This window comes from Mycobacterium dioxanotrophicus (assembly GCF_002157835.1).
Lineage (GTDB): Bacteria > Actinomycetota > Actinomycetes > Mycobacteriales > Mycobacteriaceae > Mycobacterium > Mycobacterium dioxanotrophicus.
In genome coordinates this window covers 4,584,450-4,608,109 of the sequence record NZ_CP020809.1, presented here as the reverse complement: position 1 = coordinate 4,608,109, position 23,660 = coordinate 4,584,450, and the positions used below count along the sequence as shown (strand labels likewise).

At 65.2% G+C, this 23,660-nt stretch carries 24 protein-coding genes and 3 pseudogenes; 16 read left to right on the top strand and 11 right to left on the bottom strand.

The window, feature by feature from the left end:
• The first annotated feature begins 121 nt into the window (after positions 1-121).
• The 10 genes and pseudogenes from BTO20_RS22470 to BTO20_RS22420 all read left to right on the top strand — a co-directional run bounded on the left by BTO20_RS22470 (position 122) and on the right by BTO20_RS22420 (position 8,775).
• Positions 122-1,391, top strand: a pseudogene (locus BTO20_RS22470) (integrase core domain-containing protein).
• Between the two features lie 128 nt (positions 1,392-1,519).
• Positions 1,520-2,257, top strand: coding sequence for a 4-hydroxy-tetrahydrodipicolinate reductase (gene dapB / locus BTO20_RS22465; protein WP_087082501.1), 738 nt, complete (start codon positions 1,520-1,522; stop codon positions 2,255-2,257).
• Complete coding sequence (locus BTO20_RS22460) at positions 2,254-2,718, top strand: hypothetical protein (protein ID WP_087078333.1); 465 nt, start codon at positions 2,254-2,256, stop codon at positions 2,716-2,718. The genes dapB and BTO20_RS22460 overlap by 4 nt, the downstream gene beginning before the upstream one ends.
• Before the next feature lie 2 nt (positions 2,719-2,720).
• Positions 2,721-2,936 (top strand): annotated as a pseudogene (locus tag BTO20_RS22455) (flavodoxin family protein); the annotation flags it as partial.
• Positions 2,937-2,971: 35 nt separating this feature from the next.
• Positions 2,972-4,039, top strand: a complete 1,068-nt coding sequence (locus BTO20_RS22450; RefSeq protein WP_087078331.1) for a DUF4238 domain-containing protein — start codon at positions 2,972-2,974, stop codon at positions 4,037-4,039.
• A 24-nt stretch (positions 4,040-4,063) separates the two neighbouring features.
• Positions 4,064-4,522 carry a flavodoxin family protein gene (locus tag BTO20_RS22445; protein ID WP_087078330.1) on the top strand — a complete coding sequence of 153 codons (459 nt, stop codon included), beginning with the start codon at positions 4,064-4,066 and terminating at the stop codon, positions 4,520-4,522.
• A gap of 345 nt (positions 4,523-4,867) precedes the next feature.
• On the top strand, positions 4,868-5,485 hold the full coding sequence (locus tag BTO20_RS22435; protein ID WP_087078328.1) for a hypothetical protein: 618 nt from the start codon (positions 4,868-4,870) through the stop codon (positions 5,483-5,485).
• A gap of 59 nt (positions 5,486-5,544) precedes the next feature.
• Positions 5,545-6,717 (top strand): hypothetical protein, encoded by a 1,173-nt coding sequence (locus BTO20_RS22430; protein WP_087078327.1) that lies wholly within the window; start codon positions 5,545-5,547, stop codon positions 6,715-6,717.
• A gap of 26 nt (positions 6,718-6,743) precedes the next feature.
• Entirely contained in the window at positions 6,744-8,039 is a 1,296-nt protein-coding gene (locus BTO20_RS22425) for a hypothetical protein (protein ID WP_087078326.1), read from the top strand.
• 277 nt (positions 8,040-8,316) lie between these two features.
• On the top strand, positions 8,317-8,775 hold the full coding sequence (locus BTO20_RS22420; protein ID WP_087082499.1) for a hypothetical protein: 459 nt from the start codon (positions 8,317-8,319) through the stop codon (positions 8,773-8,775).
• Here the strand turns inward: BTO20_RS22420 and BTO20_RS22415 are convergent.
• Together BTO20_RS22415 and BTO20_RS22410 are read right to left on the bottom strand one after the other, a co-directional pair.
• Positions 8,769-9,689: an HpcH/HpaI aldolase/citrate lyase family protein gene (locus tag BTO20_RS22415; RefSeq protein WP_087078325.1), complete on the bottom strand. Its 921-nt coding sequence runs from the start codon at positions 9,687-9,689 to the stop codon at positions 8,769-8,771. The two genes, BTO20_RS22420 and BTO20_RS22415, sit on opposite strands and share 7 nt — an antisense overlap.
• 42 nt (positions 9,690-9,731) lie before the next feature.
• Positions 9,732-10,469 carry a dienelactone hydrolase family protein gene (locus BTO20_RS22410; protein ID WP_087078324.1) on the bottom strand — a complete coding sequence of 246 codons (738 nt, stop codon included), beginning with the start codon at positions 10,467-10,469 and terminating at the stop codon, positions 9,732-9,734.
• Between the two features lie 42 nt (positions 10,470-10,511).
• On the opposite strand from BTO20_RS22410, the gene BTO20_RS22405 reads away from it, so the two are divergent.
• Entirely contained in the window at positions 10,512-11,312 is an 801-nt protein-coding gene (locus BTO20_RS22405) for a thymidylate synthase (protein WP_087078323.1), read from the top strand.
• 22 nt (positions 11,313-11,334) lie between these two features.
• Positions 11,335-11,832: a dihydrofolate reductase gene (locus BTO20_RS22400; RefSeq protein ID WP_087078322.1), complete on the top strand. Its 498-nt coding sequence runs from the start codon at positions 11,335-11,337 to the stop codon at positions 11,830-11,832.
• Here the strand turns inward: BTO20_RS22400 and BTO20_RS22395 are convergent.
• A complete protein-coding gene (locus tag BTO20_RS22395) occupies positions 11,811-13,070 on the bottom strand; it encodes a DUF4303 domain-containing protein (RefSeq protein ID WP_198344023.1) in 1,260 nt (419 codons plus the stop codon). The genes BTO20_RS22400 and BTO20_RS22395 overlap by 22 nt on opposite strands.
• Positions 13,071-13,131: 61 nt before the next feature.
• Between BTO20_RS22395 and BTO20_RS22390 the strand changes: the two genes are divergently transcribed.
• Complete coding sequence (locus BTO20_RS22390) at positions 13,132-14,334, top strand: winged helix-turn-helix domain-containing protein (protein WP_087082497.1); 1,203 nt, start codon at positions 13,132-13,134, stop codon at positions 14,332-14,334.
• A 7-nt stretch (positions 14,335-14,341) separates the two neighbouring features.
• Complete coding sequence (locus BTO20_RS22385; protein WP_087078320.1) at positions 14,342-15,040, top strand: RsiV family protein; 699 nt, start codon at positions 14,342-14,344, stop codon at positions 15,038-15,040.
• Here BTO20_RS22385 and BTO20_RS22380 read toward each other — a convergent pair whose 3' ends face one another.
• Together BTO20_RS22380 and BTO20_RS22375 are read right to left on the bottom strand one after the other, a co-directional pair.
• Positions 15,041-16,444, bottom strand: a complete 1,404-nt coding sequence (locus BTO20_RS22380) for an APC family permease (RefSeq protein WP_087078319.1) — start codon at positions 16,442-16,444, stop codon at positions 15,041-15,043. It abuts the gene before it with no gap.
• Between the two features lie 32 nt (positions 16,445-16,476).
• Positions 16,477-17,394: a proline iminopeptidase-family hydrolase gene (locus tag BTO20_RS22375; protein ID WP_232490821.1), complete on the bottom strand. Its 918-nt coding sequence runs from the start codon at positions 17,392-17,394 to the stop codon at positions 16,477-16,479.
• A gap of 102 nt (positions 17,395-17,496) precedes the next feature.
• Here BTO20_RS22375 and BTO20_RS40675 point away from each other — a divergent pair.
• Together BTO20_RS40675 and BTO20_RS40670 are read left to right on the top strand one after the other, a co-directional pair.
• Positions 17,497-17,682: pseudogene (locus tag BTO20_RS40675) on the top strand (GntR family transcriptional regulator); the annotation flags it as partial.
• A gap of 110 nt (positions 17,683-17,792) precedes the next feature.
• On the top strand, positions 17,793-18,263 hold the full coding sequence (locus tag BTO20_RS40670) for an FCD domain-containing protein (RefSeq protein WP_232490820.1): 471 nt from the start codon (positions 17,793-17,795) through the stop codon (positions 18,261-18,263).
• Here BTO20_RS40670 and BTO20_RS22365 read toward each other — a convergent pair.
• The 6 genes from BTO20_RS22365 to BTO20_RS22340 form a co-directional block, all read right to left on the bottom strand.
• On the bottom strand, positions 18,260-19,333 hold the full coding sequence (locus BTO20_RS22365) for a zinc-binding dehydrogenase (protein WP_087078317.1): 1,074 nt from the start codon (positions 19,331-19,333) through the stop codon (positions 18,260-18,262). The genes BTO20_RS40670 and BTO20_RS22365 overlap by 4 nt on opposite strands.
• Entirely contained in the window at positions 19,330-20,592 is a 1,263-nt protein-coding gene (locus tag BTO20_RS22360) for a sulfotransferase family protein (RefSeq protein WP_087078316.1), read from the bottom strand. Before BTO20_RS22360 ends, BTO20_RS22365 begins: the two co-directional genes overlap by 4 nt.
• Entirely contained in the window at positions 20,589-21,665 is a 1,077-nt protein-coding gene (locus BTO20_RS22355; RefSeq protein ID WP_087078315.1) for a DUF1214 domain-containing protein, read from the bottom strand. The genes BTO20_RS22360 and BTO20_RS22355 overlap by 4 nt, the downstream gene beginning before the upstream one ends.
• Positions 21,662-22,216 (bottom strand): TetR/AcrR family transcriptional regulator, encoded by a 555-nt coding sequence (locus tag BTO20_RS22350; protein ID WP_232490819.1) that lies wholly within the window; start codon positions 22,214-22,216, stop codon positions 21,662-21,664. The genes BTO20_RS22355 and BTO20_RS22350 overlap by 4 nt, the downstream gene beginning before the upstream one ends.
• A 165-nt stretch (positions 22,217-22,381) precedes the next feature.
• Positions 22,382-22,663 carry a hypothetical protein gene (locus BTO20_RS22345; RefSeq protein WP_087078313.1) on the bottom strand — a complete coding sequence of 94 codons (282 nt, stop codon included), beginning with the start codon at positions 22,661-22,663 and terminating at the stop codon, positions 22,382-22,384.
• 125 nt (positions 22,664-22,788) lie between these two features.
• Complete coding sequence (locus BTO20_RS22340; RefSeq protein ID WP_087078312.1) at positions 22,789-23,655, bottom strand: DMT family protein; 867 nt, start codon at positions 23,653-23,655, stop codon at positions 22,789-22,791.
• Positions 23,656-23,660 lie beyond the last annotated feature (5 nt).

Here is a 23,660-nt window from a genome sequence, read left to right as displayed (position 1 = left end):
GACAAGAACCCACGCGCTGTGACCTGTGATGTCTTAGGACATCGGTGACAGTTCTGCGTCAGGACATCGGTGACAGTTCGGGTGGTCTTGGTGGTGACACTTGCGGCCCCAGGCTCTGGCGGTGGCCGTTAATGAACCCATCGATCCTCGTGTTCGCCTTGCCATCTCGCAGTGGCCTGTTGATGCACCTCGCGGGGCGGTGTCGACGTTCTGCGCCGAACACGGCATCTCCCGAAAGTCGTTCTACGAGTTACGTAAACGCGTGGAGACCGATGGACCGGCCGCGGTGCTCGAACCGAGGACTCGACGGCCGAAGTCGAGCCCGTCGAAGCTCAGCGATGAGGTCAAGCAACAGGCCGTGGCTGTGCGGGCCGCCCTGGAGGCCTCCGGTCTGGATCACGGGCCGATCAGTGTGCACGACAAGATGCACGCGATGGGATTGGGGCTGGTTCCCTCGACGGCGTCGCTGGCACGCATCTTCGGTGAGGCCGGCGTGGCTCGGCTTGAGCCGAAGAAGAAGCCCCGCTCGGCATGGCGGCGATTTGTCTATCCAGCCCCCAACGCGTGTTGGCAACTGGATGCCACCGCGTACGTGCTCAGCGGCGGGCGGACGTGCGTGATCTTCCAGCTCATCGACGACCACTCCCGCTACGCGGTCGCCTCCCACGTGGCATGGTCTGAGACCGCCGAGGCCGCGATCACCGTGTTCGACAAGGCCGTCGCTCTTCATGGCGTGCCCCAACGGCTGCTGTCAGACCACGGGATCGCCCTCAATCCTTCGCGGCGCGGATACCTGGGCCGCCTCGTCGAACACGTCTCACGCCTGGGGGTGCAGGCGATCACCGGCAAGCCCTACAAGCCGACCACTCAAGGCAAAAATGAACGCTTTCACCAAACCCTGTTCCGCTACCTGGACAAACAGCCCCTCGCCGAGACGCTCGACGAACTGCAGGCACAGGTCGATGCCTTCGACGACATCTACAACACCGAACGCCCCCACCAGGGGCCTGCCCGGGCGCATCACGCCGCTGACGGCGTGGGAAGCCACCACGAAAGCCGAAGCTCCTCGCCCCAAGCCCCTCTTCGCCGAACCCGAGCCGAAGCGCAACCGGCCCGCACCGAAGCCCCAGGACCTACCCGCCGGGACCCGAGTCATGACGCTGAACACCGCTGGCACGTTCATGCTCGCCGGGGTCAACTACAAGGTCGACGGACGGCGCGCCTGTGAGCAGGTCTTGGTCGTCACTGACGGTGACAACATCACCGTGGCCGACTTGGACGGCGAAGTCCTCATCGAACACACACGCCCCGCACCCGGGGTGAGATACGTCGGCAACGGACGACCCCGCGGCCCAAGACCCCAAAGAACCAATACGTCACCGATGTCCTGACACACCAACTGTCACCCATGTCCTGAGACATCACACCCACGCGCTGTGACCCCTGGGGCCACAGCGCCCAAAGTTGTTTGATGACCAGCGCGAATGCCGGCGAGGGGTCGGGCAGTAGGCTGCAACCCATGCGTGTTGGAGTTCTGGGTGCAAAGGGAAAAGTCGGCGCGGCGATGGTGCTGGGGGTGGAACGCGCTGAGGATCTGACGTTCTCGGTCGGCGTCGACGTCGGCGATTCACTGAGTCTTTTCACTGATTCCGATACCGATGTGGTCATCGACTTCACTCATCCCGACGTGGTGATGGACAATCTGAAGTTCTTGATCGACAACGGGATTCACGCGGTCGTCGGCACCACCGGCTTCACGGCCGAGCGGATTGCCCAGGTTCAGGCCTGGCTCAAGGACAAGCCCGAGGTCGCGGTGCTCATCGCGCCGAATTTCGCGATCGGCGCGGTCCTGTGCATGCAGTTCGCCAAGCAGGCCGCGAAGTTCTTCGACTCGGTCGAGGTCATCGAGTTGCACCATCCGCACAAGGCTGATGCCCCTTCGGGGACCGCGGCGCGCACCGCCGAGCTGATCGCCGAGGCGCGAAAAGGATTGCCGCCCAACCCCGATGCCACCAGCACGGGCCTTGAGGGTGCACGCGGTGCCGACGTCAACGGCGTCCCGGTGCACTCGGTGCGGCTCGCCGGTCTGGTCGCGCACCAGGAGGTGCTGTTCGGGACGGCGGGGGAGACGCTGACCATCCGGCACGACAGCCTGGATCGCGCATCGTTCGTCCCCGGCGTGTTGTTGGCGGTACGCAACGTGCAGCAGCGGCCTGGGCTCACCATCGGCATTGAGCCACTGCTCGACCTCTCGTGACCGATGGCGCGCGGTCGCTGCGCATCCAATTGCTGATCGGCTTCATGTGCCTGGCGCTGGTCGTCTACTTCTTGATGCTGGGCCGCACCGCGGTCGTCTTCATCGGGTCGGGTGAGCCCGCCGCGATCGGACTCGGAGTTGCCCTGCTGGTCTTTCCCCTGATCGGCGTCTGGGTGCTGTTCAGCACCTTGCGGGCCGGCTTCGCGCATCAGCGCCTGGCCCGGCTGGCTCGAGAGCAGGGCATGGATCTCGATGTGTCCGACCTGCCGCACCGCCCGTCGGGCCGGGTCGAGCGGGATGCGGCCGATGCGCTGTTCGTCACCGTGAAAGGCGAATTGGAGGCCGATCCCGACAACTGGGTGCGCTGGTACCGGCTGGCCCGGGCTTACGACTACGCGGGAGACCGGAGCCGGGCGCGGGAGACCATGCGCACCGCCGTCCGGATGCAGGAGAGTAGGTGACCATGCCGACGCTGCTCATCGTCCACCACACGCCGTCGCCGTACTGCCAGGCGATGTTCGAGGCGGTGCTCGCCGGTGCCACCGACCCTGAGATCGACGGCGTCGACGTGGTGCGTCGTCCCGCCCTCACGGTCTCGCCGGCCGACATGCTGGCTGCCGACGGCTACCTGCTCGGCTCCCCGGCCAACCTCGGCTACATGAGCGGTGCGCTCAAGCATTATTTGGTCGGTTACCCCGCGAATAGGCGCCCAGTGTGGTGAGTCACCGGTGGACGTCTGACGCCGAGATCGCGGAGTCCAAGCGGCAGACGATCGAAGGTGGTGTCGGCAAGCGCCATCACTATGTCCCGCAGATGTACCTACGCCGATGGGCAAACGGAGACGGCAACATTCGGCTGACGAAGACGGACAGCGGCGGCAGTCACATTCAACCGCCGGAGGACGTCGCGAAACGGACCAATCTCTACACAATCACAGCCGACGATCTGGAGCCAGACTTCCCAAGTCGTTGGCTCGAAAAGCACATGTCACGGATAGAGAGTGACGCCGCCGGGTGGCTTCGGGCGCTTGATGACCTCACTGCCGGTCGTATGACTGACCGCGATCTGATCGCGAATCTGGCCGTCTTTGTGGCGCTGCAAGACCAGCGGACGCTCGCAAAGCACGATCGCGAACTGCGCATCGAGGACGCGCTCAATCGTTTTGGGCGCGCCGAGATTCTCAGTCCCTTATTGCCTTTCGTCTGTCAGCTCTACCGGATTCCCTATTCGCCGCACCGTCACGGTGCGATCTTGCAGCAGTTTCTCAACCGGCCATTGATCAGCGCGGAACGTAAGCCCCGCGCCCTTGAGAGCACCATCGGCGTGTGGCGGAATCAAGCCGTTCCACATTTTTCGACGCAACGGACATGGTGGCTGGTTGACAGTGCGTCTCTGTTCCTCACGTGTGATGAGCCTGTGGTCTATCTCGGAGGCTCTGTCGCGCCGCGCTGGCGCACTTTGGGTTGGGCCACTTCGCCGATCGCTCTATTTCCAGTTGATCCGCACCGTCTCGTGGTACTCACGAATGCTGGCCACGATCTCCACCCGCCATTCGAACTGGACGCCGAGGAGGCGGCGCAGGTGAATTTCGAGATCGTTGCGGCGTCGAACGAAGTTTGCTTCGAGCAGCCGGATACCAACATCGCCGCGTCGATCCGAGTCCCGCAGTGGCCAGACAGAGACCCCGCTTCGGCAAGTACGTTCATGGAAGCCGTGCTGCCTCCATCTCGATGGAAAGAGGGAGAGGGGCCGCCGTGGGCGGTTTCCCGGTGGCATCAGTAGACCCGACAGAAGGAGGTGGGGAGGGTGTCGCGCTTGCTGATCATCCACCACACGCCGTCACCGCACTGCCAGGAGATGTTCGAGGCGGTCGTGGCCGGGGCGACCGACCCCGAGATCGAGGGTGTCGAGGTCGTGAGCCGACCGGCGCTCATGGTGTCGCCGGTCGAGATGCTGGAAGCCGACGGCTACGTGTTGGGCACGCCCGCGAACCTCGGGTACGTCTCGGGTGCTCTCAAGCACGCGTTCGACCAGAGCTACTACCAACTGCTCGACTCGACCCGAGGGCGACCGTTCGGTGTCTACCTCCACGGCAACGAGGGCACCGAGGGAGCCGAACGCGCCATCGACGGCATCACCGCCGGTCTCGGCTGGGTGAAGGCGGCGGAGACGGTCGTGGTGATGGGCAAACCGACTAAGGCCGACGTCGAGGCGTGCTGGAACCTCGGCGCAACGGTCGCCGCGACGTTGATGAACGAGTCGTAACGAGCGGCATTCTGTATTTCTGCACGACATGCACAGGGCTAGGTACATCGCTTCGAGTCCCAACATCGCTACCATCCGCGTGTGACTCGCGGCACTGCACGACGGCGGCGGGATAACCGTGGGTGATCGATGGCCATCGATGCGAGGCCGGAAGCTGGCGAAGATCATCGACAAACACTGTGAATATCTCCGCAGTTCCGGCGGCCACCGACGATACCGGGGAAGACACAAGGAGTTCACGTTCGCATACCATGACGGAGACGACATAACGGGAAACATGGTTCGGCGTGTCTTAGTCGAAGATGTCGGCCTGACTGAGTCCGAGGCGCGCAAGGAGGTGAGCAGATGACACACCCTGTGCAAACCGTTATCTATCGCCTTGACGCAGAGCATGACCCGGCGTGGCAGTTTTACTCGATGCCGGAGAGCATCGTCGGCGGGGGCAAGACCCTGGACGACGTACGCGCCGAATACCGCGATGCGCTGGCGTTCTCACTAGACAGCCCCGCTCTGCCCGAGATCCGCGAGTACATCGAAGGGGAAATTGGCAGCCTCGGTATTTGGCTCCGACTTCCGATTGACCATCCGAACGTCGACGCGGTTTTCGAACAGGTGGGCCGCCAGATCACCGCGTATCCCGAGGACCGTGACTGGTTCTTTGCCAATACGACGGCGGGGGGTGATCCGGTGATCGTTACTGCCCCTGCCGACGCGCCGCTGAGCAGCATCCTGGACCAGATGACGATCTACGACACGCTCATCCTGGTCATGCTCCGTCGTGCGGAAGGGACGGTGCAGAACGTATTTCTGTCGCTCGCGGGGGCGGAGACCGTTGACGGGATGGACGAACCGCCGACCAGTTTCGGGTCAATGGGCCTAACACCAGATTCGCCGTTGCGTGATCTACTCGCAGCCGCCTTGAAGCATCACGTCAACAAGGTCAGCGCACTCGCTCTCTGTTAGTCGGCTCGCCCGCCACTGGTGTCGCTCACTTGTCGGCACCCGTTCGTAGACTCCGGTGCATGGGCAAGTACCGAGGTGGTTCGAAGCCGTGGGAGAAAGACGACCCGAAGGGGCGGCGACTCGATCCCGGGCAGTACCCGGAACTCAACGCCGTGTTCTACACCGCCGACCCGGCGGAGTTCATCAAGATGCGGATCGAGTCGCTGTCCCTGATGGCGTGCAGCGACGACCGACTAGCACAGCTGTACGGCTCCGACCGGATGATCGGCCCGGTTCATTTCGGCCCGATGCCGCCTCCGACGTCGGACGCCCGCCAGAGATACCTCCGCATGGAGGCCGTGATGATCGCCAACCATGCCTCAGAGGCGTTGCTGCGACTGTTCTTCGCCCACGTCGAGCATCCCGAGTGTCCGTGGCTCGGTATGTCGGCGTCGACCGGCTTTGCCGAGTACAAGGAGAAGGTGGCAGCCAAGCTGGACAACGGGTTCGACCGCGAGCAGATCTCAACCGTGTTCTTGGGCGGCGTCAGCCGGGTCGATTCGGTCATCGGGCTCACCGACGATGAGTTCGACGATGCAATCGACGCGTTGGAAATGTTGCTGATCGACTGTGCGAATCGCGTCCTCGGCGACGCATTCGTCTACAACGCGGTTAAGCACGGAATCAGCGCGGTCGCCGTCGATGACGATGAGGCCAAGGTCGCCTGGCAGCCTTTGGACGGTGAGCCGGTCACGCTGCACGAAGGGCCGGTCCACGTCTACCTGCACAAGAAAGCGTCTCCGGATGCCGCCAGGAACGAAGCGCATTGGTGGTTCACGATGGAGGACTCCAACCCTGGCCGCGAGATGTCGGTGACTGTGCTCATCACCAAGGCGCTCGACTCGCTATGGGACGTGGCACGTCGCCGTTACCTCGGTGAGAGCGGGACCATCAACTACATCAACAAGGCGGCGGTCGAGATGGCGGTGTGGGGCAACACGATGCAGGCAATGAACCACCTCAAGCGCGCGACTCACGAACTGATCAAGCTCAAGTCCGACGGCACCGTTGACGCCACGGTTCATCACATCGCTGACTACCACATTCCCCGATCGTGGTCGCTGCAAGCCGCCGCAGAAGCGATGGACATTCGGCCAGTCCCGTTGCCCGCCAGGCAGCGTGATCATCAGCTTTACTCGACTGGGCAGCGGTCCTACCTGCCGATCACGCCGCGCGGATTCCAGCGGGCTTAACTGAGGGCGTGCTCTAGGTTGTAGTGATGACTTTCGGCAATTCGCCGGTACGTTTGGACGACGTTTTTGGTGTCGCCCGAGACCTACCCAAGAACTATGTCGTCCGCACGTCGGTCGACAACCGATTCGTTGGAGCACTCAGCCGCGACCAGCACATAGTCGTCTACGGCTCTTCGAAGCAGGGCAAGACCTGCCTCCGGAAGTTCAACCTCAAGGACGACGACTATATCTTCGTCACCTGCTCGAACAGGTGGTCGCTCGCTCAGCTTCACAGCGCGATCCTGAGCAAGGCGGGATATGTAGTCGAGGGCACCTCTACGAAGGCGGTGAGTGGTGAGGCTAAGGTGTCGGCGAAGTTCGGCGGCGGCTTCAACCTGTTCGGAAACAAGGCGACCGCGGAAGCGGCAGCTGAAGGCGCGGGTAAGCGCGAAAACAAGACAGAGACGCGGCCGATGGAGTTGGACCCAGCAGACGTCAACGACATCATCTCCGCTCTCGACAATGCGGGTTGTCCCCGGTTCATAGTCTTGGAAGATTTCCACTATCTGCCTGAGGCCACGCAACGGGACTTCGCGGTCGCCCTGAAGGCATTCCATGAATCATCGAAGTACTCCTTCATCGTCGTCGGAGTGTGGCGAGATCAGAACCGCCTTGTGCAGCAGAACGGTGACTTGACAGGCCGGGTCGTTGCCATCGACGCCGACCGCTGGTTGACCGACGAATTGCTGCAGGTGATTGAAAGTGGCGAGAAGCTACTCAACATCACATTCTCTGAACAGTTCAAGACCAGCCTGCTTGAGAATTGTTTCAGCAACGTGTTTGTGGTGCAGGAAAGCTGTCGGCTCGCGTGCGAGCGCGCGGGTGTCTACGAGACCCAGTCAACGCACCGTGAGGTTGATGCCGATGCGCCCGAACTTATCAAAGAGGCCGTCGACGCTCACTCCGCCCGGTACACGGGATTCATCATCAATTTCGCTGCGGGGTTCCAGACTTCAACTTTGGAGATGTACAAGTGGCTGCTATGGCCGGTACTAAACGCCGACGTGGACGACCTTGAGAAGGGGCTGAACTACGGGGATCTTCGCTCCGCCATCAATGAGCAGCACCCAGAAGCGCCTATCAACCCCGGAAACATCACTCAGGCGCTGCTGTCTACCGCCTCCCTTCAGGTGGGCAAGATGGCGATCAAGCCGATCATTCTCGACTACGACGAGACCAACAGGCGTCTGAACGTCGTCGACCGGAGCTTTCTCATCTGGCTTCAGCACCAGGACCGGGATGAACTGCTGGCCTTGGCCGAACTGCCCATCCGCAACGGGTGAGTCAGCTACCCGCCCAATCGGCGCATCATCCACGCCGAAGGCGGAGCACCCCGCCCCTCGCGCATCCGCCGCTCAGTGTCGATCGGCGAGACGAAGTGGGTCCCACCCGCCCAGCAGCGAGCACGTCGTGAGCGACACGACCGCAGCGGCCAGCGAGTCGGGCTGATGCCGGACTGAGACAGTGTGACCACGCGATATTGACGGGCCGGCAGCCCGCCCGGCACCGTCGCATGGTCGGGACGATACGGTGACCGCCGGGACCAACAGAGAGGAAGTCATGCCGGGTATCGCCGAACTGGCCCTGGGGGCCGCACCGATCGCCGGTGGCGCAATGCTCGGCGTGATCGCGGGCAACTTGAAGCCGCCGGACGTCCGTGGACTGATCATCAAGGACATGGATCTGCTCGATCGGCTCCCGGAAGAGGACGTCGAATTGCGTACGCGCCTGAAGGCGAGCATCGATCAGCGAATCGGCGAACTCGTCACGGCAGGAGAACGCAGCCGGGAGCTTCGCGACGCGGCCATGTCCTACCGCGGAAACTGGCGTGACATCGTCGTATTCGTCTGCGCCGTACTGTTCACGATCGTCTGGTGGAACGTCAGTCACAGCAGATCGAATTGGCTGACGATGTTCATAGCGATGATCATCGTCTCCGTGGCCGCGGGTATCTACGCCGGCCGCGGCTTGCTCCGCGCGATGCGCACTTTCGTCCACCGGGACAAAGAAACTCAGTAGTGGAACGTGTCCGACGGGGCGGGCACGTGGTCAGGGTCGTCACCGTACTCGGACTCGTGGATGCCGTAGGCCTTCGCCAGGTCGAGGATCTTGTTGGCCCGGGCGATGCGGGGCAGGTCCGAGCCGTTGCGGATTTCCCCGCCGTCACGCTGGAACTCGGCGAAAAACTCTCGTGCCCAACTGATCTCGTCCTGAGACGGGGACAGGCCCTCGTTGACCGTCGGGCACTGATCCGGCGTCAGGCAGATCTTGCCGGTCATGCCGAACTCGGCTGACACCGCGGTGGCCTCCGACAGTCGCAAGGCGCTGGAACCCACCGTGGGCCCGTCGATCGCGCTCGGAAGGTGAGCTGCCTTGGCGGCGATGGTGAATCGGGCCCGCGCGTACGCCAGCGTTGCCGGGTTGTCGCCGAATCCGGTGTCGCGGCGGAAGTCGCCGATGCCGAACGCGAGCCGGAAAGTGCCCTTGGTCGCGGCGATCTCGGTGATCCGTTCCAGCCCACGTGCGGTCTCCACGAGCGCGACGATCGGCACGTTCGGGAGCCGCTTGGCGGTTTCGGTGATGTGGTCGACGGACTCCACCATGGCGAGCATGATCCCGCCGACCGATGTCCCCGACAGCATCTCCAGGTCGTCGGCCCACCACCGGGTGCCGAACCCGTTGATCCGCACCCAGTCGGTGTTGTCGTCGCCGAGCCAGCGGATCACGTTGTCGCGGGCGGCGTCCTTGTCCTTCGGCGCGACGGCATCCTCGATGTCCAGGACGACGATGTCGGCGCGGGAATGCGCAGCGGGGGCGAAGCGTTCGTACTGTGCTCCGTTGACCAGCAGCCAGCTGCGGGCGAGTACCGGGTCGATGCGGAAGCCGGGGGCGGCGTTGGGATCCGGTTCACTGGTGCTGGTCTGGTCGTACACGTCTCAATCGTCGCTTACCGGGTGACGACGCGACGCGGCGGGTCAGCCGAGGCGCGAACCGAAGAAGCTCTCCATGGCTTCCCAGTGCTGTTCGTCGGCGGCCTCGTCGTAGGGGGCGTTGTCGGGAACAGCGAATCCATGTGCCGCTGCGTAGGTTTCGATGATGTGTTCGACGCCGGCGGCCGTCAGCGCCTTGTCCAGGGTTTCCGCCTGCTCGGCGGTGAACGAGGAATCATTCTCGGCGCCGCCGACATAGACCGCTGCCTGGATCTTGTCGGCCAGCAGATGCGGGCTGCCCGGGTCGTCGGAGGCCAACCCGCCGCCGTGGAACGACATCGCCGCGGCAACCCGATCGGGCACCCGGCCGGCCACCACGAGGGACGTGCGGCCGCCCATGCAATACCCGGTGGTGCCGAATTTCGCGTCGGTGACCTCAGGCCTGGCCGCCAGATAATCGAAGAACGCCGCCGCGTCGGCCGCCATGACGTCCGGAGTCACTTTCCGCATCATCGCGAACAGCCTGTTGCGTTCGCCGGCGTCGCCGAAGACGGTCGCCATCTCGAACGGCTTCCAGCCCGGGTCGCGGTAGTACACATCCGGCACCAACACGGCGAAGCCGTAGCCGGCCAGCTTTGCGGCCATGTCGTCGAACGTCGCCCGCGCACCGCCGGCGTCCGGGTACATGACCACGCCGGGCCAAGGACCATGGCCTTCTGGGGTCGCGAGCGTCACGGCACAGGTGCCGTCGGGCGTGGTGATGGTGTCCTTGATCGTCGGCATGGCTTCTGTTCTACCCCTAACCGCTGCCCGTAAGCTGAGCGCGTGCCCATCGCGACGCCGTACGAGGATCTGCTGCGGCTGGTGCTGCAGACCGGAACGCCGAAGTCCGACCGCACCGGCACCGGAACCCGCAGCGTGTTCGGTCACCAGATGCGCTACGACCTCGCCGACGGTTTCCCGCTGATCACCACCAAGAAGGTGCACACCAAATCCGTCGTCTACGAGCTGCTGTGGTTTTTGCGCGGTGACTCCAACGTGCGGTGGCTGCAGGAGCGCGGGGTCACCATCTGGGATGAATGGGCTTCTGAGACAGGTGATCTCGGGCCCGTCTACGGTGTGCAGTGGCGGTCCTGGCCGACTCCCTCGGGTGAACACATCGATCAGATCAGCAATTCCCTTGAGCTGCTCAAGCGTGATCCGGACTCCCGGCGCAACATCGTCTCGGCGTGGAATGTCGGCGAGATTCCACAGATGGCCCTGCCGCCCTGCCACGCGTTCTTCCAGTTCTACGTCGCCGACGGCAAGCTGTCCTGCCAGCTGTTTCAGCGCAGCGCCGACCTGTTCCTCGGAGTGCCGTTCAACATCGCGAGCTATGCACTGCTGACCCACATGATGGCGGCCCAGGCGGGTCTGGAGGTCGGCGAGTTCATCTGGACGGGCGGGGACTGCCACATCTACGACAACCACGTCGACCAGGTCACGCTGCAGCTGACGCGCGATCCCCGGCCGTACCCGGAACTCGTTCTGGCCCCGCGTGATTCGATCTTCGACTACACCTACGAAGACATCGCGATCCTGAACTACGACCCGCACCCAGCCATCAAGGCCCCTGTCGCGGTATGAGGTTTGCCAGCAGGACCGAACAGTGACGGGGCGCCTCGGACTGATCTGGGCACAGTCGACATCCGGCGTCATCGGCCGCGACAACCGGATCCCCTGGCGGCTGCCCGAGGACCAGGCCCGCTTCAAGGAACTGACGTTGGGCCGGACCGTGCTGATGGGCCGGTTGACCTGGGAATCGCTGCCGGCGAAGGTGCGCCCGTTGCCCGGCAGACGCAACGTGGTGATCACCCGCGATGCGGGGTTCGCCGCTGAAGGGGCCGACGTGGTGACGGCGCTGCCGGAGCACATCACCGGCTGGGTCATCGGCGGTGCCCAGATCTACGCGATGACGCTGCCGTTCGCCGACCGGTGTGAGGTCACCGAGATCGACATCGACCTGGCACCCGTCGACGGCGACGCCATGGCGCCCGTGCTCGACGACTCGTGGGCGCAGACCACCGGCGACTGGCTGACCAGCGCGTCGGGTTTGCGATACCGGTATTGCAGCTACCGCCGTGATCAGCGGCCCTCGACGACGTAGCCGGCCAACCGCCGCACATCGGGATCCGGGTCGTTGGCCGCCAGCTCGGCGATCCGCCCCCGCAGCGGGTCCGTGTCACGGTCGTCGGGGTCACCCGGACCCAACGGGCCGATCAGGTCGCCGATGGTGACGACGGCGTGCCGCCGGATCACCGGCTCTGGATGGTCGAGCCCAGGCTGCACGCCGGGCAGGTCGGCAGCGTCGAGCGTGCAGTACCCGCGTCCCGGTTCCAGCGCGTCGGCCACGATCGCGGCGACCGTCGGATCGGACAACCCGGCCGCCAGCAGCGTGTAATCCAAGGGCGGGTGGCTGCGAGCATGGTCGCGAAACGAACGGTACGGCGCCGCCACCGCGGCCGCTCTGCTGTCGGCAGGCAGGTCGCGCCGCGTCAGCACCGCCAGGCCCGCACCCAGACGGCCGAGCGCCGCGGCCACCCAGTCGTGGGCGTTGTCGCGCAGCGGTAGCGCTGCCCGCAGTGCGGCCATGACCTCGGGCGTCGCGATATTCAGGTCGGCGAGGAGTTTGGCTCCCGTCCAGGCGGTCTCGTGGTGCCCGAGTGCTGCGATCCCGGCAGGTACCGCGTCCGCACCCGCCTCTAGCAGGAGGCTCAGGGCGCGTTCCCGGCCCAGCAGGTGCCCGAGTTCGTCCCGGCCGCGACGCGGTGTCAGACCCGCCGCCGCGGCCAGCGCTGTCACCCGTTGTTCCGTCGGCATTGCCAGCACATCGCGTTCGGCCTGTGCGGCGGCGGCGTACTCGGGGAAATGGCGGTTCAGCTCATCGGCTGTGAGCGAGCGCACCAGCAGGTCCGCGTCCTCGTCGTCGAGGTAGACGACCACGTCGGGTGGCAGCGTCCCGTCGGTGACCAACTGTGTGCGCATCCGTGCTGCGATGTGCAGCATCGCCTGCGCGAAGCGATCCCATTCCTGCTCCCAGCGCGCGCGCCGCAGTCCCGACACCGCCGCGCTGAGCCGGTCGCCCCACTGCGCATCGGTCTCGCCCCACTCGTAGTCCTGGTATTTCCAATCCGGTGGGCTGAATCGGCAGTCCGGCTCCGTGACCGATTCCTCGGTGGCGAGTGCGAGGCCGGGCAGGTAGATCACGCCCGTCAGCTCCGCGTAGAACTCGCTGAACGCCACGGCGTATGGCCGTTCCGGTGCCGCCGCGGCGACCAGTGCGCGCACCGCATCGGCAGCCGCCAGGGTCAACTCGGTCTCGAACGCATCCCAGTCGAACGCCACGTCGACCAGTATCGCCACCGTGTCGGGCCGACTTGTCGGTGGCTTGGGGAACGATGGCGGGGTGGCCTCCCTAACTACGGCGCAGGCTCGCCGCATCGCCGTCGCGGCACAGGGTTTTCATGAACCGAAACCCGGCGGTGCGGTCGCGCGTGCGCACCTGCGCCGATTGATCTCCCGGATCCAGGTGCTGCAGTTGGACTCGGTGTCTGTCGCGGTCCGCGCCCACTACGCGCCGGTGTTCAGCAGGCTCGGGCCGTACGACCGCGACGTGCTCGACCGGGCCGCCTGGTCGCATACGGCGCGCTCGCCCCGGCTGCTGGTGGAGTACTGGGCTCATGAGGCCGCGTTGATGGCGGTCGAAGACTGGCCCCTGCTGCGCTGGCGCATGCGCGAGTACACCCACGGCCGGTGGGGTACCGAGATCGTCCGGAAGAACCCCAAGCTCGCCGAGGATATCGTCGCGGCGGTCGCCCAGTTGGGCCCGTCGACGGCCGGGCAGATCGAAGCCCACCTGGAAGCCGAGCCGCGCGGGCGCAAAGGCCCGTGGTGGGGGCGCAGTGATACCAAGTGGGTGGCCGAGGCACTGTTCGCGTCGGGGGTGTTCACGACGGCGACGCGCGTCGGATTCGCCCGGCACTACGACCTCACCGAGAATGTGCTGCCACCTGAGGTGGTGTCCCGCGAGGTGGATGACGACGAGGCGATCCGCGAGCTGACGCTGCGTGCGGCGACGGCGCTGGGAATCGGTACCGAACCCGACATCCGGGACTACTTCCGTCTCGGCGCCAAACAGGTGAAACCGGCCATCGCCAAGCTGGTGGCCGATGGCGAGCTGGAGCCCGTCGACATCGAGGGCGTCCCGGCCTACCTGCGGTCGGGGCAGACCGTGCCCCGGCGGGATCGGGGTACGGCCCTGCTGTGTCCGTTCGATCCGCTGATCTTCTTCCGCCCCCGGGTCGAGCGACTGTTCGATTTCCACTACCGCATCGAGATCTATACCCCGGCTCCCAAACGTCAATTCGGTTACTACGTATGGCCTTTCCTGCTCGATGGGCAATTGGTGGGCCGGGTCGATCTCAAACGGACCGACGGTGCCCTGCATGTCGTCGGCGCTTTCACCGAAGACGGTCAGGACCGTTCCCGGGTGGCGCCCGCATTGGCGGGGGAGTTGCGGACGATGGCCGCGTGGCTCGGGGTGGACGACGTGACAGTCGGGCGAAACGGGGATCTTGCCGCGGAACTGGGGCAGAGCTTGCACCGATAATCGAGTGATGTCGATCAGGGGATTGTCCGCAGCGCTCGGCCTCATCGTGCTGTTGTTCGGTGCGACCGGCACTGCGGTCGCGGATACCGGCACGAGTAACGGTGCGACGTACACGGTTTCGTCGACCGCGGTCGATCCCGCGAACGGCTGGAAGCTCGACGTCGGGCAGATATCCGGCGGTGACGGTGCGGTGAGCGCGGCGTTCAACGCGGCCAGTGTGGCTTCCGGCAAGACGATGGCCGCAATGCTCAATCGCGACGAGGTCATTCGCGACAACGCGACCTTCGAGGCGAAACCCGCCGTGAGCTTCCGGCCGACGGCGATATCCCAGGTGCTGACCGGGGTGTACTTCCACCGGCACGCCGCGCATCCATTGGACTACGTCACCACCGTGGTCATCGACAGCCGCAATGGTGGCCCGATCACGCTGGACAATCTGTTCACCGACGAACAAGCGGGTTTGAACCGGCTCTCCGAACAGACGAAATTGTTGTTTCCGACGGTGTCGGGCACGGGAAAACCGATGCCCGACCTGCGGGGCAACGCGCCCGTCGCGGAGAACTTCCACAACTGGATCCCGACCGCGGACGGACTGGAAATCCACTTCGAGGACTACCAGTTCGCCCACGGTCAGCCTGTCATCACCGTCCCGTGGTCGCAGCTGACCGATCTGCTGGCGCCGGACATGCAGGTGCTGGCGCGGTAACTACTCGGCCAGGTCGGGCACACCGCGGCCGCGAATCATATTGGTGGCAAAGATGATTCCCCCGATGATCAGCCACACGATGCCGCCGATCTTCGCCAGTGCGTCGGCGTTGATCAACACGTAGCCGATGATCAGGAAACCGATGGTCGGCACCACGAGGTGCAGCAGGTAATTCTTCGACTTCTTGCGCACCAGGTAGTACCAGGCCACGGAGATGTGCAGCAGGCAGAACCCGAACAGCGCGCCGAAGTTCACCAGCGACGAGATCAGGCCGATCTGGCCGACGAAGAACAGGACCAGCACCAGGCTGAGCGCACTGACCACCAGGATCGCTGCGATCGGCACCTTGCGCGAACTGATGGTCGACAGGAATGTCGGCAGTTGCCGGTCGCGACTCATCGAATACAGCAAACGGCTGGTGGCGGCCTGGGCGGCCATGGCATTGGCGAAGCCCACCGCGAGCACGTTGACCACGAAGAACGCATTCATCCAGCCGGTACTCGAGGCGGCCTGCACCAGGAGGAAAAACGCATTGCCCACCTCGTCGTCGCCGAACGACGCGCGACCACCTGCCAGCAGACTGGCCAGCCAGGTCTGGGTGATGAACAGGAACGCCACCACGAACAGCGCGATGATCATCGCCCGGCCGGCAGGGTTCCTCTTGCCGGTGGACTCCTCGGCGAGTGTCGAAATGCCATCGAAACCAAGGAAACTCAGCACAGCGATCGACAATGCGGCCGCGATCAGCGGGGCGCTGACCACATCGGGATTCCAGATCGGTGTTGTGCTCCACCCGACGTTGGGCAGAGTTTGTCCGTTGATGGCGCGTACCGCGATGACGACGAACAGCGCGACGAACACCAACTCGACGGCCAGGAACATGCGGTTGACGATCTTGAGCGATCCGACGCCGAGCAGGTTGATGACCGTGTTGACGACCACGAACACGACGGCCCAGACCCAGCGCGGCGTCCCCGGAAACAGGCCGACCATCGACTCCGCGGCGAAGACGTACAACAGGGTGGGGATCAGGAGGTAGTCCAGCAGAATTGCCCAGCCTGCGAAGAATCCCAGCCCGGGGTGAATACCGCGGCCCACATACGCGAAGACGGACCCGGCCAGTGGAAACGACTTGGCCATCTGCGAATACGCCAGTGCCGTGAACACCATGGCGATCAGGCCGATGAGGTAGACCAGCGGAACCATGCCCGACGCGCTGTTGTAGACGGTGCCGAAGATCGTCCACGGCGCGATGGGCACCATGAACACCAGCCCGTAGACGATCAGGTCGACGGTGGACACCGAGCGGTTGAGTTCCTGTTTGTAGCCGAATGATTCGAGAGTGCGTTGAGCCTCACCGGTGGTGAGGTGGCTGGTGTTGGCCGCGCCGGTGTCAGTTGCCATAGAAGTCCTGTCGGGTCGGGGGATGGTGGGTGTCAGACCCGGGCGGCGGTGGCCAGATCATGCTCGTGCAGGAACTCCGCGATGACGGCACGGAACTCTTCGGGTTTCTCCAGGTGTGTGCAATGACTGCTGTCGGGAAACACGTGACTGCGGACATCGGCGATGTTGTCCACATACGGCTGCCACGTGGCTGGGGTCGCCTCGTCGAATTCACCGGCCACCACAAGCACCGGTGCGGTGATCGCGGCCAGCCGATCGATGATGCTCCAGTCGCGCAATGTGCCGATCACGTGGAACTCGTTGGGGCCGTTCATGGTGTAGTACACCGTCGGGTCGGCCACCATCTGGGCCTCGCTGTCCGCGAAGTCCTTGGGCATGGGCGTCACCCGGCACACGTGCCGTCGGTAGAACTCCTGTGTGGCTGCCAGATAGGTCGGATCGGCAACGGTTCCGTCCGCTTCATGGCGGCGCATGGCGCCGAGCATGTCGGGCGGGAGTTGTGCCCGGAGTTCGGCGGCCCCGTGGAGCCACAGCTGCATGGATGCCGGGGAATTACAGATGGACAGCGAGGCCAGGCCTGCCGGTTCTCGCACGGCGATCTCGGCACCCAGCATGCCGCCCCACGACTGTCCCAGTACGTGATAGCGGTCGATGCCCAAAGCTGTCCGCACCGTGTGGAACTCGTCGACGAAGAGCTCCGGCGTCCAGAACTCGGCGGGTGCGTCTGGGAGGTGGGTGCTGTTGCCGCAACCGAGTTGGTCGTAGTGGATGACGCTGCGCCCCGTCTCGTCGGCGAGCGCGGCGATGTTGGCGACGTAGTTGTGCGCCATACCCGGCCCGCCGTGCAAGACGAACAAGGGCAGGGCATCGGGGTGGGCGGTTTCGGGCGTCGTGACCTGAACCCAGGTCTCGTGTCCGCGGAACGGGACGGTGCGGGTCGTACATGGCATGGAGGCCAGCATGGGACATTAATGGTCTCGCGGCAAGACCATTAATCGTGTTTTAACAATTGGTGCCGATACTGTGGGGGCGGTTGGGAGAGGGGAGACGCGATGACGCAGCCAGCCGGCGCCGGAGTGCCTGGTTTGCTGGAGTGCGAGCTCGAATCACCGTCGCGGATCGACGAGATCACCGACCGGCTCGTCACCGCGATCGCGCTCGGTGAATACCTGCCCGGCGCGCGATTGCCCGCAGAGCGGGAGCTGGCTGCCGCGCTGAAGGTCGGGCGCATGACAGTGCGCGCGGCATTGGCCAGACTCGTGGACCGTGGATTGGTGGAAACCCGGCGAGGCCGCGGCGGCGGGTCCTACGTACTAGAGCAATGGCCCGAGTCGTCGACGGAGTCGGTGTGTCGGACACTGACCATGCGTCTCGACGAGCTCCGGGATCGTTGCGACGCGATCTGCCGGCTGCACGGGCCATCTGCCGGGCCGCGGCCGAGTCTCGGTCGGACCGCGACGTCGCGGTGCTGCGCGAGCGGCTCGAGGCATATCGGTGCGCCGAGAGCGGACTATCAGCCCAGCAGGCCGACAGCGCATTGCACCTCGCGATCATCGATGCGGCCCACAACGACGTCCTCAAGCAGGTGCTGCTGGACCTTGAAGCGTCGGTGAGCATCGGTGCGCCCGCGCACCTTTGGGGTGAGCCCGCGACCATGCGTCAGATGGAGATGCGCGCGTTGGCCGAGCATGAACAGTTGATCGGTGCGATCGCCGACGGTCGCGGCGACGACGCGGACGCGCTCGCCCGCGCGCACGTCGCCATCGACTTCGAACTCATCTCCGCCGCGATGCGCCGGGCCGGGGCGCTCAGCGACTAATCGTGTGCGCCGGTGCTCACCACCAAGCGGCCCGTGGTCTCCCGCGCGGCCATCCGCCGAAGTGCTTGCGGCAGTTGCTCCCAGGCCACGTTTTCGCCGACCACGGTCTGTAGCCGGCCGGTACGCATCAGCTCCAGAATCTTGACGTGCGCATCGAGACCTTCGGAGCGGGCCGGCCAGTTGAACCCGAGCGTGCGGCGCACGGCGAGCGGATCGGTCACGTACACCAGGCACACCCCGCATACGTCGAAGTTGCCGTAGGCGATGGGCCGCGGCGAGATGTAGTCGCCGTCCTCCAGAGTGATGTCCTCGGCGAATCCGGCCATCAGGTGCCGGCCGTTGAATCCCATGCAGCGGAACGTATCTGTCGTGACGCTGCCGCCCACCGCGTCGAACGCGACGTCCACGCCGCGCCCGTAGGTGAGCTCCATGACCTCGTCAACCCAGCCGCTGTTGCGGTAGTTGACGGCATGGTCGGCGCCCAGCTTGCGGCAGAACTCCAGCTTGTCGTCGCTGCCCGCGGTGGCGATCACTCTGGCGCCCAAGGCCTTTCCGAGCACCAGCGCGCCCGAGCCGGTGCCGCCCGCAGCAGCGTGCACCAGCAGCGTCTCACCGGGCTTCAGGCGGCCGCGTTCGCGCAGTGCGAACCAGCCCAGGTGAAACGGGTAATGCAGGGCGGCGCCGTCGATGTCGCTGACCCACTCCGGCAGATCGAGCACCGTCGCCGCGTCGACGATGGCGTAGGACGCATAGCCGCCGAAGGCCATCACCGGGATTCCCACCACGCGTCGGCCGACCAGATGCTCGGCGCCCAGGCCCGCGCTTTCGACGATGCCGACCGCTTCCATACCGGGCACGAACGGGGGCTGCAGGGGCAGGGTGGTGTAGCGGCCCTTGATGATGTCGATGTCGTTGAAGTTCAGGCAGAACGCGCGCACCGCGACCCGGACTTCTCCTGCGCCCGGCGCCCGTACCTCGACCGTCTGCCGCTCCAACACCTCGGTGGGCTCACCGAGCGCGGTGGCCACCCAGGCGTCAGCCGAGATTGGCTGTGCTGCAGTGTGATTCATTTGTCCTCCGTGGTGGTGAGAAAGCGATCGCAGTAGTCGCGGAATCTCTCGGCGACGGCTGCGGCGTCGAGCTGCAGATCTGCCGGGTCGTAGATGACACCGCCGTACCGTCCGCGGGGGTGTTCGGTGAGGAAGCTGGTCATGGCCGCGCGCACGTCGTCGTCGAACGGTTGGCCGGCGACGCGGTAGATGTCGCGCAGCGTGGCTTCTTCGTCGGCCATGAAGTCGTCGAATCGCACGTCGATCGCTTGCCCGGCGGGCAGCTTGTCGCGATGCCGGATACAGCCGGTCAGCAGATCGTCGATGCGCCCCAGCCAGTATCCGGTCAGCTTGCCGACATCGGGCTCGGCAACCGCCATTCGCGTTGCGTAGCAGATCATGGTCATCATCGACAGCGTCACCTCGACCGGGTCACGGTGCGTGACAATGAAAGTCGCGTCCGGGAAGGTCGCGGCAAGAGTCGGGAACTGTTCCAAATGCTGCGGTGACTTGAGCACCCATCGGGTTCCGCCCCGCAGCCACTGCATGGCCTGCAGGCTGCGCTTGACGTAGCGGTACGAGGCCGCCTGATCGTGCGCCTTGTAGTGGGCGGCGAAACTCGGCACGTAGTACATGGTTTCCCAGAGCATGCCGGAGATGTCATTGGCGAGCAGCTGGATCTCCTCGTGCGCGTGCTCGACGGTCATGTCGTGCATGCGGCGAAATTCCGGCATCGAGGAGTTGATCAGCTCAAGGCCCGCCGCGCAGCGATCCCGCCGCGGTCCGGGTGCCTCTTCACCGGCGGCGGGCACCGGTTCGAGGCTTTCCCAATAGGGCAGATGACGCAGGGCCGGGTCCGCCGCGAGCAGATTGTGCAGATGCGTGGTGCCGGTGCGGGGGAGACCGCAGATGACGATCGGCCGCTCGATCTCGATGTTCTCGATTTCGGGGTGCTCGGTGATCAGGGCTTCCAATCGCAGCCGATTGACCAGGTTGCCCACCAATTGCTCGAAGGTGATCGCCACCCCGGTGTCGGACAGGTCCGCTTCGTCGCGCAGCGCCGTACACAGCACGTCGAGACGTTCCCGAAACGCCGGGTCGCCGAAATCGGTCAACCCGGACCGCTCGGTGGCCGCGGCGAGCAGCGCGGCCGGGCTCACCTCGAGAGTCGCGCCGTAGGCGGCCAGGCCATCGCGGATCGGTTGGGCCGCAGCGGGATACACCGGATGGGTCAGGTCGTCGAACCGGATCGGCGCCGGACGCTGCACGCCCGTGGTCACAGCGCGGCCACCTCGGCCAGGTCGACGACCCGGCACTGCGGGTGGGCCGGGGTCTGCTCGGGCAGGAACCACCGCAGCCAGATCAGGCCCTTGGGCCGGCCGGCCGTCGCGACCCAGTTCGGGTGTCCCGGGTCTTTCTCGCTGATGACGATCCGCCAGGAGCCGTCGGGTTCATAACTGACGTGCGCGCCGTTGATGGTGACCCGCTCGTGGGTGTAGTCGTAGGTGTGCAGGAACGGGTTCCACAGACAGAGGTTCCAGAACACACAGTCCGGTGACGTGCCCTCGATGATCAGCGCCTGATCCGGCGCGAGATCGTAGGCGCCCATCGAGTACGCCGCGTCGGCAGCCGACCAGCCGTACGCGTTCTGCGGCACCGGGAACGGCGGGTGCAGCGCGTTGGCGGGTTCCACCCTGGTGGGCAGGAACGAAACCTGTTCGTGCAGCCAATTTTTGGCGTAACGGAAGCGGCGGGTCAGTTCGGCGGCGCTGTCGGTGCGCCGGGCAGGCGGGTCGAGCGATTCGATCCGCCAGACGGGCCGGCGCCCGGTGCCCGGATCGTTCAGATAGTCGCGGGTCAAGGCGAATTCGGTGTCCGGGTCGAGTTTGAGCCACGCGCCCGGATGCGGATCGGGGCTCATGATGAACTCGAAGTTGCCGTCCTCGTCGAATTCCATGCCGCGATCGTTCATGGTGCCGACGATGCGGTCGCTGTAACGACCTTCGCCCGGCCCGCCGTAGACGGTCATCGAGAGATACACCGCGTCGCCGCGGTTGCCGGTCACGCGGTAGGTACGGGCCGGGTCCAGCGGGGCGAGTTGGTAGTAGGCGTCCGAATTGTCGCCTCCCCATTTGAGATACGGGCTGATGACGTCGACCAGGATCGGCTTGTCGCGGTCGCCCCACACGTAGGCGTCGACGCCGACCCGCAGCAGGCTGAACGGCAGGCGGTACCCGTCGAGCAGGTCGGCCTCGCTCAGTGGAGGGTCTGCGGCGAGCAGCTTCTGCTCGATGCCACGCACCTCGTCGAGCAGGGCGTTGAACGCCTCGGACAGTGCTTCTCGGTCGGTCATGCGGTGTCCTTCTTTCGTGGTTGGGTGCGCCCTGCCCCGTGGATCAGCAACGAGCACAGTCGATCTGCGGCGTCTTCGGCGTCGACGTCCGGTTCCATGTGAGCGATGTAGAACGCGGTCCCGATCAAGGTCTGGTAGACCATGGCAACGTCGACATCCGGACGGACGCGGCCCTGATCGACGCCGCTGTCGAGCAGCGCACGGAATGCGCCCCGGGTCCGTTCGTCGAGCAGCTGCTGGGTCCGGATGTGTAGTTCGGGGTCGCGGCGGCGTTCGGTGAGGATGCCCAGCGCGGCCGCTTCGACCACGGGGTCGCCCCAGAACGTGAGCACCGCGTGGGTGAAGGCGCGGAGGTCGGTCTCGAAATCGCCTGACAAGGATAGGAGTTCGCCGTCCGGCGGCTGGCCGAATGCGGCGTCGAAGGCCAGGTGGGCCTTGGACGGCCAGCGCCGGTAGATGGTGGGCCGGCTGACACCGGCCTCACGGGCGACTGCCTCTATCGAAAGCTGGTCGTAGCCATCCCGCGCCAGCAATTGACGGGTGGCGCTCATGATGGCGTGCTGGGTTTGCGGGTCACGCGGCCGTCCTGGGCCTGTGAGCGAGGACACACCATTACGTTACGACACGTAACGTAATCACGGCAAGGGTTGCCCGCGAATTTGACGAAAAGGCTGCTGTCCGCGGGGATCAGCAACCTTCGCGTCGGATTCGACGGGTCAGATCATGCTCAACGTCTCGAGGTGGACTGCCGTCGATGCGAACTCGTGTGTCGGTGTGGTGCGCTGGTGCCACTTGCCGTCTTGGCGCTTCTCCGTCTGGATGACCCTGCCGTCGACGTTGAACGTAATCTCCAGCTCGAGTGGTTCTCCCGCCCCTTCGTGGCACCGTTGCTCCCACACGATGGTGCGCAAGTCACCATTCGGGCCGCTGTCGAAGATCAATTCCCAATCCCGCTCGGTCGCCCGCTCGCGCACCAGATCCATGACGTGATAGCTCATGTGGTTCCTCTCTGTCGATGCCAGTGCTCGATGGCGTCAAGCGTCGCGCATCGACGGCTCGGCGTCTGTCCGCCGATCGGACGGCTCCGGGATGAACCGGGTGTCCGCCGATTGGGGGAGCGAAGCTAGCCGGCCGCCCGTTCGTACTCCGCCGCGCCGAAGACCGCGACCGCGACGGCGCCGACGATGGCCGCCGCGAAGGCCAGCGCGACGAGCCAGCCATAGCCCGGTCGCGCGGAATCGCCGAGCAGGACCACGCCCACGATGCCGGGCACCACGGTCTCGCCCACCACGAGGGCGGCGGCCACACCGTTGACCGAACCGACTTGCAGCGCAACGGTGAACAGGTAGAAGCCGCCGAGACCGGCGACGATGACTGCCCACAAGGCCGGGTCGGTCAGCAGCACCCGGAGCTGGAACGGCTCGAGCCCGTGGACCACCCGCACCGCGACGGCCATCGCGCCGTAGAGCACACCGGCGATGAGACCGGCGGGCACCGCGGCATTGCGACCGAGCAACCGGACCAGGGCAGCTCCTGCCGCCAGGATCACCGCGGACACCACGAGCACACCCCAGTGCATCGCGGCGCCCGGGTCGCCGTCGCCCAGGCGCCCGGCGGTCGCGCCCAGGATGCACAGGGCCACAAGCACTATGGCGATGGCTATCCAGTCGCGCCGGTGCAGCCGGACGTGCAGCACGAAGATACTGAGAATGGCGGTGACGACCAGGTTGGCGCTGATGATGGTCTGGGACAAGAACAGTGGGATCAGGCGGGCCGAGACCAGGCTGCCCACGAAGCCCAGCAGATCAAGCGCCATCCCCGCGATGAAGATCGGCGCAAGCATGGCCGTGATGGTCGACCGCAGCGTGGGTCCGCCCTCGGGAGTCGCTGCGTGGCCTGGTCCGGAGCTGCCGGCGGCATAAGACTGCAGGACCGAGGCGGTCCCGTAGCCTGCGCAGGCCAGCAGCGCTGCCGCGACCCCGATCAGCACGAGCG

Coding starts and splice junctions, on each gene's coding strand:
- BTO20_RS22435 (WP_087078328.1), top strand. CDS start 4,868: ATGACACACCCTGTGCAAACCGTTATCTATCGCCTTGACGCAGAGCAT.
- BTO20_RS22385 (WP_087078320.1), top strand. CDS start 14,342: ATGTCGATCAGGGGATTGTCCGCAGCGCTCGGCCTCATCGTGCTGTTG.
- BTO20_RS22410 (WP_087078324.1), bottom strand. CDS start 10,469: ATGCCGACGATCAAGGACACCATCACCACGCCCGACGGCACCTGTGCC.
- BTO20_RS22380 (WP_087078319.1), bottom strand. CDS start 16,444: ATGGCAACTGACACCGGCGCGGCCAACACCAGCCACCTCACCACCGGT.
- BTO20_RS22425 (WP_087078326.1), top strand. CDS start 6,744: ATGACTTTCGGCAATTCGCCGGTACGTTTGGACGACGTTTTTGGTGTC.
- dapB (WP_087082501.1), top strand. CDS start 1,520: ATGCGTGTTGGAGTTCTGGGTGCAAAGGGAAAAGTCGGCGCGGCGATG.
- BTO20_RS22375 (WP_232490821.1), bottom strand. CDS start 17,394: ATGCCATGTACGACCCGCACCGTCCCGTTCCGCGGACACGAGACCTGG.
- BTO20_RS22430 (WP_087078327.1), top strand. CDS start 5,545: ATGGGCAAGTACCGAGGTGGTTCGAAGCCGTGGGAGAAAGACGACCCG.
- BTO20_RS22420 (WP_087082499.1), top strand. CDS start 8,317: ATGCCGGGTATCGCCGAACTGGCCCTGGGGGCCGCACCGATCGCCGGT.
- BTO20_RS22345 (WP_087078313.1), bottom strand. CDS start 22,663: ATGAGCTATCACGTCATGGATCTGGTGCGCGAGCGGGCGACCGAGCGG.
- BTO20_RS22355 (WP_087078315.1), bottom strand. CDS start 21,665: ATGACCGACCGAGAAGCACTGTCCGAGGCGTTCAACGCCCTGCTCGAC.
- BTO20_RS22365 (WP_087078317.1), bottom strand. CDS start 19,333: ATGAATCACACTGCAGCACAGCCAATCTCGGCTGACGCCTGGGTGGCC.
- BTO20_RS22350 (WP_232490819.1), bottom strand. CDS start 22,216: ATGAGCGCCACCCGTCAATTGCTGGCGCGGGATGGCTACGACCAGCTT.